The sequence below is a fragment of the Luteibacter sp. genome, assembly GCF_051958795.1.
Classification (GTDB): Bacteria; Pseudomonadota; Gammaproteobacteria; order Xanthomonadales; family Rhodanobacteraceae; genus Luteibacter.
Window position 1 is genome coordinate 1 of sequence record NZ_JBQCFT010000140.1, and the last position, 11118, is coordinate 11118.

An 11118-nucleotide genomic window follows, 5' to 3' on the forward strand; every position below is an offset into this window, starting at 1 on the left:
ACCCTGCCATCCGGCAGGACAAACGAGACGCCTTCCAGCGTCAGGAGAGAGGAGGTCATCGATTTCACCAGGCATGCCATGCACTCCCCGCGTTAAACGGGGCGGGAGGAGAGCGGGCCGTCAGAGGGACGGCGGCATTACTGGCGCATCGGACGCTTGCCTGTGTGGGAAGGAAGGTGGGCGCATTGTAGCGCGCCCACCTGAACACCTGTCAGCTACGGGTGATCGATGCACCGCCGTCGATGAGCGAGGCGGTACCCGTGACGAACGAGGAATCGTCCGAAGCGAAGAACAGCACGGCCTTGGCCAGCTCCTCCGGCGACGCCACGCGACGCAGGGCATGCAGGTTGGAGATGTACTGCTGCGACTCCGGCGTGTTGTTCATTTCGAGGTACATGTCGGTTTCGACGGCGCCCGGCAGCACGGCATTCACTCGGATGGCCTGCGGGCCGTATTCCGCCGCGAGGGCCTGGGTGAGGCCGATCACGCCCGCCTTGCTGGCGGCGTACGCAGCCGTGCCCGGGAACGCAAACGAGTAGCCGACGAAGGTGGAGGTAAAGATGATCGAGCCGCCACCGTTCTTAAGCATCTGCGCGACCTGGTGCTTGGCGCCGAGGAACGAGCCGGTGAGGTTGATGTCGATCGCCTGGTTCCAGCCCTCTTCGGTGACCTCGGTGGTGGGGCCGGTCTGGCCGAGCGTACCGGCATTGTTGAAGGCGATATCCAGGCGGCCGTAGCGGGCGACCGCCAGGTCGACGAGTGCCTTCGCGTAGGTTTCTTCGCGTACATCGCCGGCAAGGGCGACGGCCTGGCCGCCCGCGGCCTCGATCTCCGCGACCAGCGAATTCAGCTCGGCTTCGCGACGGGCGCCGACGACGACGCGTGCACCTTCGGCGGCGAACAGCTTCGCGGTGACGCGGCCGATGCCCGAACTGGCACCGGTGACAATGGCAACTTTGTTGGCAAGGCGGGACATGGTGGAACTCCGGGTGGTATGGATGATGGAGATACGATGCGCCGCGGCTGCCGGATTGTCGTTCCATGCCCTCGGTGGGAACGTTCGATGGCATCGAACGTGACAGCGCGCATGCAGGAATAGGCGCAAGCTAGGGACTTTCCCGAGCGCGGTGACCCCATGCGAGCTATCGATTTCAGCGAATTTGGCGGCGCCTCGGTCCTCCAGCTGGCCGACCTGCCCGAGCCCGCCGTACGGCCGCACGACCTGCTCGTGAGGGTCCGCGCGGCTGGCGTCAACCGCGCCGATGTCCTTCACCGGCAAGGCCACTACGGCCGCTCGGATTTCGGCGACTCCACGCTGATGGGCCTGGAGATCGCAGGCGAAGTCGTGGCCATGGGCAACGAGGTGCGCCAGTGGTCGCTGGGCGACCCGGTGATGGGCATCGTCGGCGGCGGGGCGTACGCCGAGCTGGCCCGCATCGACTACCGCATGGCCATGGCGATTCCGGGCGGCGTCGACTACGTGCAGGCAGCGGCCATCCCCGAAGTGTTCGTCACCGCGCACGAAGCCCTCGTCCACCTCGGCCGGCTGGTCGCGGGCGAGAGCGTGCTGGTCCATGCGGCGGCCAGCGGCGTCGGCTCGGCGGCCGTGCAGCTGGCCAAGGCGTGTGGCGCGCGGGTGTTCGCGACGGCGAAGGGCGCGAAGCTGCAGCGGGTGCGCGAGCTTGGCGCGGATGTCGGCATCGATTACACCTCCACGGATTTCGCGCAGGCGATCCAGGAGGCCACCGACGGCAATGGCGTAGACCTGATCATCGACTTCATCGGGCCCACGTACTTCGACCGGAACCTCGCCTCGCTCGATTTCGGCGGGCGGCTGGTGCAGGTGGGTCTACTCGGTGGTGGCGAACCGCCCGTGCTCGACCTGCAGCGCCTGCTCTACCGGCACCTGCATATCTTCGGCACCGTGATGAAATCGCGCCCGCAGGCGGAGAAGCAGGCGATGACCAAACGCTTCCGCGATACGTGGCTGGATCACTTCAGCAATCGCGAACTGCAGCCGGTGATCGATAGCGTGTTTCCGCTAGCGAAGGCGTCGCTGGCGCATGAGCGGATGGAGAGCAATGAGAGCGTGGGGAAGATCGTCCTCACCCCCTGACCCCCACTATTTGTGGGAGCGCGCTTGCGCGCGATGGGGGTGGCGCGAGCACCCATCGCGTGCAAGCACGCTCCCACAACGCGTTCCTACACCAGCGGGGTGCTCGCGATCGCCTGGGCGATGGCTTGGGCCAGGTTTTCGCGGTCGAACGGCTTGCCGAGGCGCTGGATGCCCGGGAAGTCGTCCATGGGTCGCTCGGCGTAACCCGAGGCAAGCACGATCGGCAGCCCCGGTCGCGATAGCCGCGCGGCGCGAGACACGTCCGCGCCGGTAAGGCGCGGCATGGCGTAGTCGGTAAGGAGCAGGTCGTAGCGATCGTCGCCGCGTAGGAGCTCGATGGCGCGCTCAGCCGATGAGGCAGCGGTCACGACGTGGCCCATGTCTTCGAGCAAGGCCTTCAGGGTGGAAAGCACGAGGATGTCGTCGTCGACCGCGAGGATGCGCAGCGCTCCCGCTGGCGCGGTGATCGGCGCGGCGGCGATGAGCGGGAGATGGGGCGCCGGCTGGCCGTGTGCCAGCGTGGGCAACCAGATGTCCGCGCGGGTGCCGACCGCTGGCTGGCTGCGCAGCACCAGGCGCCCGCGTGATTGCGCGGCGAGGCCGTGCACCATGGAGAGCCCGAGGCCGGTGCCTTTACCCACGCCCTTGGTGGTGAAGAACGGATCCGCCGCACGGGCCAGCGTGCGCTCGTCCATGCCGGGCCCGTGGTCGATGACCGCCAGTCGCACGTAACGGCCGTGGGCCAGGCCCGGGACATCCGCGTGCGGCGCGTCGACCACGTCGGCCTCGATCGATATGCGGCCGCCTTCATCGCCATAGGCGTCGCGCGCGTTGACGACGAGGTTGAGCAGCGCCAGCTCGAGCTGGTGGGGGTCGACCACCACGCGATCGAGGTGGAAGGCGAACCGCGTGGCCAGCTGGAAGCGGACGCCGAGCGCGCCGTCGATGAGTTCGGACATGCCGTAGACGAGATCGACCAGGTCCACGGGCTGCGGACGCAGCTCCTGCTTGCGGGCGAAGGCGAGCATGCGCTGGGAAAGGTTCTTGCCGCGGATCACCCCGGCCTGGGCGACGCCGATCAGGTGCTGCACGCGCTCGTCGCCAGGGATGTGGCGACCGAGCAGGTCGAGCGAGCTCTGGATCGCCATCAGCAGGTTGTTGAAGTCGTGCGCCATGCCGCCGGTGAGCTGGCCAATGGCCTCCATCTTCTGCGACTGGAACAGCGCCTCTCGGGCTTCCTCGAGCTGCTGCGCGGCCAGGCGCTGCTCGGTGACATCGCGGGTGACCTTGGCGAAGCCGAGGAGCTGGCCGTGGTCGTCCAGGATGCGGTCGATGACCACGTGCGCCCAGAACTGGGTGCCATCCTTGCGGACACGCCAGCCTTCGGCCTCCACACGACCGTCGGCGGACGCGCGATGCAGGTTGCGCTCCGGCTCGCCCGTGGCCTGGTCGGCCGCCGTGTAGAACTGGCGGTAGTGCAGCCCGATGATCTCGGCGGGGGCGTAGCCCTTGATGCGTTGCGCCCCGGAGTTCCAGCTGGCCACCAGGCCCTCCGGACTAAGCATGTAGATGGCGTAATCGGCCACGCCCTCGACCAGCAGCCGGAACTGCGTGTCGCTCTGGCCCAGCGGGGTTATGCCCGCCCGGCTCATCAGTTGGCTTTCGCCCATGTGTCACGCCCCCTTTCGAACACTGGCGAGCATGGACTGCCGGCGCGCCGGACGCCAGTCTGTTGCCGAAAGTGTCGTAACGATTTTCGGCGGTCGCGCCTCACGCCGAGACAACAGTTCATGGCCCATCGTTAGGCTTCCTATCGCGAGGGCACTGCCATGACCGACCACGTTTACAAGTCCGTCGAGCTCACCGGTTCCTCGCCCGATGGCATTGACGCGGCCGTCCGCTGTGCCATCGAGCGTGCCTCGAAAACCATCCGCGACATCCGCTGGTTCAAGGTCATCGAGACCCGCGGCTACGTGGAGGACGGCAAGGTGGCCCACTGGCAGGTCACGCTGAAAGTCGGGTTTACCCTGGAAGACTGACCGCGCCAGCCTCCCGGGCTTCGACCAGCCGGCGGACCGCGTCGGTCGTCTCCGGGGTGCTGGGGTTGTAGACCATCAGCGTCAGGTCCGGGCGGCCTTCCACCGCGAAGGTCGAGAACTCCAGCTCGATCGGGCCGAGCACGGGGTGGTGCAGGCGTTTCAGGCCATCGCCGTGGCTGGCGACGTCGTTGTTGCGCCACAACGCCGCGAACTCGGGGCTGCTGCGGGAGAGTTCCTCGACCAGCTGGGTGATCTCGGCGGTGGCGCCGGCGCGTGCCGCATCGGCGCGGAAGGACGCCACCACGAACTGCGCGACGCGCATCCAGTCCTCCTGGGCCGCCCGCACCCGTGCGTTCGAGAACATCAGGCGGAGGATGTTCCGGCCGTCGCGGGGCAGGGTCGAATAATCGGTCAGCACGGCGGCGGCCGCGCGGTTCCACGCAACGACGTCCCAGGTGGCGGTGCGCAGGATCGCCGGGCTGGTGGGTAGCGCGTCGAGCACGCGTTGCAGGCGCGGCGTGATCCCTTCCGGCTCCTTGTAGCGCGGCTCCGGCGGGTGGCCCAGCGCCAGGATGAACATGTGCTCGCGCTCGAACTCGGTCAGCATCAGGCCCGCGGCCAGGCGGTTGAGCACTTCGGTCGAAGGCGCGCCGCCGCGGCCCTGCTCCAGCCAGGTGTACCAGGTCGGGCTGATGTTGGAACGCTGCGCGACTTCTTCGCGGCGCAGGCCGGGGGTCCGCCGGCGGCCGGGCGCGAAGCCAAACGTCGCCGGGTCCAGCCTTGCGCGGCGGTCGCGGAGGAAGTGGCCCAGGGCGTTGGCGGTATCGGGGGCGGGCATGGGCGAACCGGGTGGTCGTTATAACAGGATAACGTCACTACTTTAACAGGGTAGTCCTCGCGACCAGACTGGGCAACCACCACCCACCGGAGCGACCTCCATGCGAATTTTCCTCACCGGCGCCACCGGCTTCATCGGCTCGCGCATCGTTCCGCAGCTGCTCGCCGCCGGGCACGGAGTGCTCGGCATGACCCGCTCGGACGCGGGTGCGGCGTGGCTGGCGGAAGCGGGTGCCCAGGCACACCGCGCCACCCTCGAAGACCTCGAAAGCATCCGCGCTGGCGCAGCGAACGCGGATGCCGTGATCCACACGGCCTTCGACCACGATTTCTCCAACTTCGTCGCGAACTGCGAAAAGGACCGCGGCGTGATCACTGCGCTCGGCTCGATGCTGAAGGGATCCTCGCGTCCGCTGCTCATCACCTCGGGCACGGGGCTGGGCCAGGCGGGGCATGGAGCGCTGGCGACGGAAGATGTCGTGAACTTCGACCATCCGAATCCGCGCGTCGCGTCGGAGCAGGCGGGCCAGGCGCTGCTCGACGCCGGCGTAAATGTCTCGGTCGTACGCCTGCCGCAGGTGCATGACACGAAGCGGCAAGGCCTCATCTCGCCGTTCATCGACATCTCCCGGGAGAAGGGCCTCGTCGGCTACCTCGGCGAAGGCAACAACCGCTGGCCGGCGGCGCATGTCGACGACGTCGCGCTGCTCTATCGCCTCGCGATCGAACGCGCTGAACCGGGTGTGCGCTACAACGCCGTCGACGAGGAAGGCGTGCGCGTGCGCGATATCGCCGAAGTCGTCGCCGCTGGGCTGGGCCTTCCCGTCAAATCGCTCTCGCCGGAAGAAGCGCAGGCGCACTTCGGCTGGCTCGGTATGTTCGCGGGCCTCGACCTCAGCGCATCGAGCGCGATCACTCGCGAGCGCCTCGGCTGGACACCGAAAGGGCCGGGCCTGCTCGACGACCTGCGCCACATGGACTATGCGGCGGCGCTGGCCTGAACCGGTGCGGCGCGCCAGCGCGCCATGGCAATGAGCGCGACCACGTAGAGCGCGGCACCGGCATACCAGACGACGCCCGGGCAATCGGCGCGCCACGCGAAGTACGCCGAGCTGATCAGCACGGGCCCGACGACCGACACCAGGCCGCCGACGCTTGCGAGCACACCCTGCAGGCGCCCCTGCTGCGTGTCATCCGTGGTCGCGCTCATCATCGATTGCAGCAGTGGCGAGGCAAGCCCGCCGACGCAGAACAACGGCATCAGGGCGAACGCCGCCCAGCCACGGAAGGCGAGTGCGATCAGCACGTAGGCGAGTGCGTCGCTGAGCATGCTCACGACCACCGCACGCCGTTCGCCCAGCCACGCGGCCAACGGGCCGGCGAGCAAGCCCTGCATCAGCGCATGGAACACACCGAAACACGCCAGCGAGATGCCCACCATGGTGCTCGACCAGGCGAAGCGATCCTCGCCATAGAGCACCCACGTCGTGCCGCCGACCTCGCCGACCAGGCAGACGATCGCGAACGCGACGAGGCACGGCGCCACGCCATGCAGCTGGCGCGCCCAGCGCAGCGAGGCGAGCGGGTTGGCGAGCAGCGGGGTGGCTTCGCCAGCGTCCCGCGCGGGTTCGCGGCGCAGCGTCAGCATGATCCACGCCGCGTTGATCGCTGCGAGCACGCCCGCCGCCACGAAGGGCAGGCGGACCCCGGCCTCACCCAGCACGCCGCCAATGAGGGGGCCGACGATGAAGCCCAGGCCCATGCACGCCCCCAGCTGGCCAAAGCGTTTCGCCCGCTCATCGGCGGGCGTCGTGTCGGCGATGTAGGCGGAGACGACCGAGGTGCTGGCGCCGAACACACCGGCAAGCGCACGCGCGCACAGCAGCCATGCGTAACCCGGCGCCACGGTTAGCGCCGCATAGGCCAGCGCCTGGCCGAGCAGCGAGACCAACAGCACGGGGCGCCGCCCGTAGCGGTCCGAGAGTGCCCCGACCGTAGGTGCAAAGAGGAACTGCATGAGCGCGTAGGCGCCGATGAACGCGCCAAACCGCCAGCCCAGCACAGCCGGCAGCCCGGCATCGGCGAGCAGGGCGGGCATGACCGGCAAGGTAAGAGCTACGCCCATCGCATCGAGCGCGGCGGTACACAGGACAGCGGCCAGGGCGGGCTTCATGGGCAGTCGATCTATGTTAATTTATCACTGATAATCGATAGTTTATAGGTGATAAATAGTGGCGCGCAAGGCTGGCACGCGGCTGGACCCGGATCAGATCGTCGACACGGCGCTGGATTTGCTGGATGAGGTGGGCCTCGACGCCCTGTCGACGCGCGCGCTCGCCGAGCGCATGGGCGTGAAACAGCCCGCGCTGTACTGGTATTTCAAGAGCCGCCAGGCGCTGCTCGACGCGATGAATCAGCGCCTGATGCAGTTGCGCGAGGCACGCGAGCCCCAGGAAGGCGAAGCGTGGGATGCCTTCCTCATCCGCGCCAACGGAAGCTTCCGCGCCGCCCTCCTGAGCCGGCGCGATGGCGCACGCATCCATGCGGGGACGCACGCGGATCCGGGCGATATCGCGCTGGTCGAGAAACAACTGGCCGTGTTCGTCGCAGCGGGGTTCACGGCGGGCGAGGCGCTGGACGTGCTGGTCGCTACCTCGCGCTACACCGTCGGCTGCGTGCTCGAGGAGCAGGCCGAAAGCCAGCGCGAACAAGACGGCGCCCTCGCGGACGCCGCGGCACCCTTTCCCATGGCGTCAGCCGCGGTGGCCCATTATTTCGAGCATGGGCCGGCGAATGCGTATGACGATGGCATGCAGATGCTGGTCGACGGCGCGCGCGCACGGCTGGCGCGCAAGCGGGCGTGACCTGCGCCTTATGATGCCGGATGCTGCAGCACCTTCCCCGGTGCGCCACCCGCTTCGTCGGTAATGACCAGGTAGCGCCGCGCGCCTGAGGCGGGCTGGTCCACCAGCTGGCGAATCGGGCCAGCGGCATTGACGATCGCCGCGCCCGCCGGGTTGCTCATGAAACGCGCGAGCGGCTGCAGGTTGCCACCGGACGGCGAGTCGGCCAGTGCGATGAAATACGCCTTCTTCGGTTCGAGGCCTGTCACCGCCGCCTGCAGTACCTGCACCAGGCCCTGGTCGAACAGCGTGACGTGCGTGCGTTCGCCCGTGCCATCGCTGAGCGAGAGTGAGAACGTGTTCCCGGCGACGCCGAGCTGCGCGAGCGACTTGTCCGCGTCCGCGCTGGCGGCGGCGTCCGCGACGAATGCCAGCGCCTGCGGTGCCTGGCCGATGGGAATGTTGGCGATGACCTTGTTGGTCGCCGTATCTATCACGGCAAGCTTGTCGTCGTTCTCGAGCCCGACATACACACGTGAACCATCCGACGAAGGCCAGACACCGTGGGGCATCGCACCGACCGGGATGGTCGCGACCGTCGCGTAGTCCTTCACCCGGAGCACTTTCACCTGGCCCAGGCCGCCGACGGTCACGTACGCATACGGCGTGCCCTTCACGTTGGCGAAGTTCACGTGGTTCGCGATCGGACCCATGCTCATCGTCTTGAGGATGCCGAAGGGCGGCAACGCCGAGAACGCGACGAGCTGCCCCGTGTCCTTCAGCGTGAACCACACCTGCTTCCCGTCCGGCGTCACCGCGATATTCGGACAGAAGGGGCTGGGCTGCTTCACTTCGCCGACCTGCGTGCGCGTGGCCACGTCGACGACCACGGTGACCGGATTGAACGAGGAGCAGATGTACGCGTACTTGCCGTCGGGCGAAAAGATGGTCATGCCAGGACCACCCGGGGTCTTCACCCGCACGGTTTCCTCATAGGTCTTCGCATCCAACACCGACACATAATCTTCGCCGCGCACGGTCACCCACACCGCGGTGCCGTCGGGCGTGAAGAACGCCTCGTGCGGCGAACGGCCCACGTAGGTCGTGTGCTTCACCGTGTTGGTCGCGGTATCGATGAAGCTGACGCCGTTGGAACCGATCGACACGATCGCCAGCGTCTTGCCGTCCGGCGAAAAGCCCATGCCGTGCGTGAGCACCTGGCCCTTGTAGAGCGGCGTGAAATTCGTCGGCTGTGGTTCGCCCAGCCGGATCACGCCGATCAGCTTGTTGTCGACCGGGTCCGTCACCGACACGGTGTTCGAGAACTGCTCGGCCGCATACACACGGTCGGCATGCGTGATCGGCTTGTCGGGCTTGCCCCAGGGCGCCTGCTGAGCGGCTGCCCACGTCGCGAAGGTGGATGCGAAAAGAAGGATGGTGATGCGGCCGGGTGTGTTCACCGTGATTCCCCGTGGTTGTGCGTCATGGCGCCCATCGTGGGCGCCGGTGCGGAAGGTGGAAGTGGATCGCCAAGCGCAAGGCGCATGGCGGCGATCTCCTGCTGCTGGTCGACGATGATCTCCTGCGCAATGCGTCGCAGGTGTTCGTCCTTGCCGTAGGTGAGCTCGGCGACCGCCATGTCGATCGCGCCCTGGTGGTGCGGCACCATCATCGCCACGAAGTCGCGGTCGACGTTCCCGGTGGGCGGCACGTCCATCGCTTTCATCATGGTGTCCATGGCGCGCGCGGACTGTGTGTGGAAGCCCTCGTCGGCCGGTGTGGTGGACGCGCCGCGCACACTCGTAGCCAGTGCCAGCGACACCGCCAGCAGCGTGATCCAGACCTTTGTATCGTGCATACCCCGGGATCCTGATACGGCCACGTGCTGCAGCCGGATGCCGGGCATTTTCTGGCAGCGTCGTGCGGGTTACTTGCCGCGCCTGCATTCAGCTTGTTGAATCATGCCGGGCAGTGACATCGGCGCATCTCCAGCGCGCCGCCATGAATTTGCCAGCCACCACGCCCAAGGTGGGCGATGCCGCGTACACGCCGCCCAGGGAAAACCTTATGAACAGTGCAGTATCCGTAGGAGCCCACCCTGTGGGCGACGCCGTTCGCGACACCGCAGCAGGGCATGACGGGTCGAGGCGAAAGATGTCGCCCACAGGGTGGGCTCCTACGATGCGTCAGCTTCGATGGATCGGCCTTGTTGTGGCGTTATGGATGCCGGCCGCCTTTGCCTACACCACCGGCGGCGAGCCCCTGCTCAACCCGCAGAACCGACCATGGGAGCCGGCGGCGCCGGGTGTGCAGACGCCGCTCTGGCCCGAGGGTATGAAGATCGCGGCACCGGCGTATCCGGGGCCGGAAGTCTGGGGCACGGGCAAGGGCCAGATCGCGAACCAGCCGGTCACGGTGGTCGAGCATGTGTCGCGGCCGACCATGACTGTGTATCCGGCGAAGGGAAAGAACACGGGTGCCGCGCTCGTCGTCTTTCCCGGCGGTGGCTACCGGATCCTGGCGATCGACCTGGAAGGCACCGAAGTGTGTGACTGGATCACTACGAAAGGTGTCACCTGCGTCGTCGTGAAGTATCGCGTTCCCGGTTCCGGCCCGTACTGGAACGACGAATGCAATTGCCGGCGCGATCCGACGGAACCGATGGCGTTGCAGGATGCGCAACGCGCGATCAGCCTGCTCCGCGCCCGGGCCGCCACCTACGGCGTCGATCCCCACAAGGTCGGAGTCATCGGTTTCTCGGCGGGCGGGCGCATGGTCGCCGACACGAGCAACCACCTGAAGCGAAGCTACAAGCCGGTGGATGAGGCGGATACGCAGAGCGTGCGCCCGGACTTCGCGATCGCGATGTACCCCGGCCACCTGTGGACCGAGCCCGGCCTGACCCTCGACAACGGCGTGAAGATCAGCCCGGACGCGCCGCCGACGCTCATCATCCAGGCTGAGAACGATCCGACCGACGATGTGCGCGAATCGCTGACCTATTTCCTCGCGTTGAAGAAGGCTGACATCCCCACGGAGATGCACATCTACGCGAAGGGCGGCCACGCCTTTGGACTGCGGCCTACGGAAAATCCCATTACGCGTTGGCCGGCATTGGCGGAGACGTGGATGCGGACGATTGGCGTGCTTTCGCCTGAAACGAAGCCGTGACGCGCCTTGAATCGCGGGGGCGCGCGCGCCCCCCACAAAACAGGGGGCCCCCCCCCCCGGGTGGGGGGGGCGGGGGCCCGCGAGGGGGGCCCCCACGGGAAGTGAACAAAAC

At 67.4% G+C, this 11118-nt stretch carries 11 protein-coding genes; 5 read left to right on the forward strand and 6 right to left on the reverse strand.

From position 1 onward, the window contains the following. Positions 1–211: 211 nt before the first annotated feature. The gene (locus ACTHLF_RS07745; RefSeq protein ID WP_440326310.1) at positions 212–976 is read right to left on the reverse strand and encodes an SDR family oxidoreductase; all 765 of its coding nucleotides are present in this window, start codon (positions 974–976) and stop codon (positions 212–214) included. A gap of 159 nt (positions 977–1135) precedes the next feature. On the opposite strand from ACTHLF_RS07745, the gene ACTHLF_RS07750 reads away from it, so the two are divergent. After that, positions 1136–2116 (forward strand): NAD(P)H-quinone oxidoreductase, encoded by a 981-nt coding sequence (locus tag ACTHLF_RS07750; RefSeq protein WP_440326312.1) that lies wholly within the window; start codon positions 1136–1138, stop codon positions 2114–2116. Between the two features lie 86 nt (positions 2117–2202). Here the strand turns inward: ACTHLF_RS07750 and ACTHLF_RS07755 are convergent, their stop codons facing one another. Further along, complete coding sequence (locus ACTHLF_RS07755; RefSeq protein ID WP_440326314.1) at positions 2203–3786, reverse strand: ATP-binding protein; 1584 nt, start codon at positions 3784–3786, stop codon at positions 2203–2205. Positions 3787–3945: 159 nt separating this feature from the next. On the opposite strand from ACTHLF_RS07755, the gene ACTHLF_RS07760 reads away from it, so the two are divergent. Continuing rightward, positions 3946–4155: a dodecin gene (locus tag ACTHLF_RS07760; RefSeq protein ID WP_440326316.1), complete on the forward strand. Its 210-nt coding sequence runs from the start codon at positions 3946–3948 to the stop codon at positions 4153–4155. On the opposite strand, the gene ACTHLF_RS07765 is transcribed toward ACTHLF_RS07760, so the two are convergent. Continuing rightward, entirely contained in the window at positions 4139–4993 is an 855-nt protein-coding gene (locus tag ACTHLF_RS07765) for a helix-turn-helix transcriptional regulator (protein WP_440326318.1), read from the reverse strand. The genes ACTHLF_RS07760 and ACTHLF_RS07765 overlap by 17 nt on opposite strands. A 100-nt stretch (positions 4994–5093) precedes the next feature. On the opposite strand from ACTHLF_RS07765, the gene ACTHLF_RS07770 reads away from it, so the two are divergent. Further along, the gene (locus tag ACTHLF_RS07770) at positions 5094–5993 is read left to right on the forward strand and encodes an SDR family oxidoreductase (RefSeq protein WP_440326320.1); all 900 of its coding nucleotides are present in this window, start codon (positions 5094–5096) and stop codon (positions 5991–5993) included. Here ACTHLF_RS07770 and ACTHLF_RS07775 read toward each other — a convergent pair. Then, positions 5972–7165, reverse strand: coding sequence for a TCR/Tet family MFS transporter (locus ACTHLF_RS07775; RefSeq protein ID WP_440326322.1), 1194 nt, complete (start codon positions 7163–7165; stop codon positions 5972–5974). The two genes, ACTHLF_RS07770 and ACTHLF_RS07775, sit on opposite strands and share 22 nt — an antisense overlap. Before the next feature lie 58 nt (positions 7166–7223). Between ACTHLF_RS07775 and ACTHLF_RS07780 the strand changes: the two genes are divergently transcribed. Continuing rightward, the gene (locus ACTHLF_RS07780) at positions 7224–7856 is read left to right on the forward strand and encodes a TetR/AcrR family transcriptional regulator C-terminal domain-containing protein (protein ID WP_440326323.1); all 633 of its coding nucleotides are present in this window, start codon (positions 7224–7226) and stop codon (positions 7854–7856) included. 8 nt (positions 7857–7864) lie between these two features. Here the strand turns inward: ACTHLF_RS07780 and ACTHLF_RS07785 are convergent, their stop codons facing one another. After that, positions 7865–9295, reverse strand: a complete 1431-nt coding sequence (locus ACTHLF_RS07785; protein ID WP_440326325.1) for a beta-propeller fold lactonase family protein — start codon at positions 9293–9295, stop codon at positions 7865–7867. Then, positions 9292–9693, reverse strand: coding sequence for a DUF305 domain-containing protein (locus ACTHLF_RS07790; RefSeq protein ID WP_440326327.1), 402 nt, complete (start codon positions 9691–9693; stop codon positions 9292–9294). Before ACTHLF_RS07790 ends, ACTHLF_RS07785 begins: the two co-directional genes overlap by 4 nt. 323 nt (positions 9694–10016) lie before the next feature. On the opposite strand from ACTHLF_RS07790, the gene ACTHLF_RS07795 reads away from it, so the two are divergent. Then, positions 10017–11006 (forward strand): alpha/beta hydrolase, encoded by a 990-nt coding sequence (locus ACTHLF_RS07795; RefSeq protein ID WP_440326329.1) that lies wholly within the window; start codon positions 10017–10019, stop codon positions 11004–11006. Positions 11007–11118 lie beyond the last annotated feature (112 nt).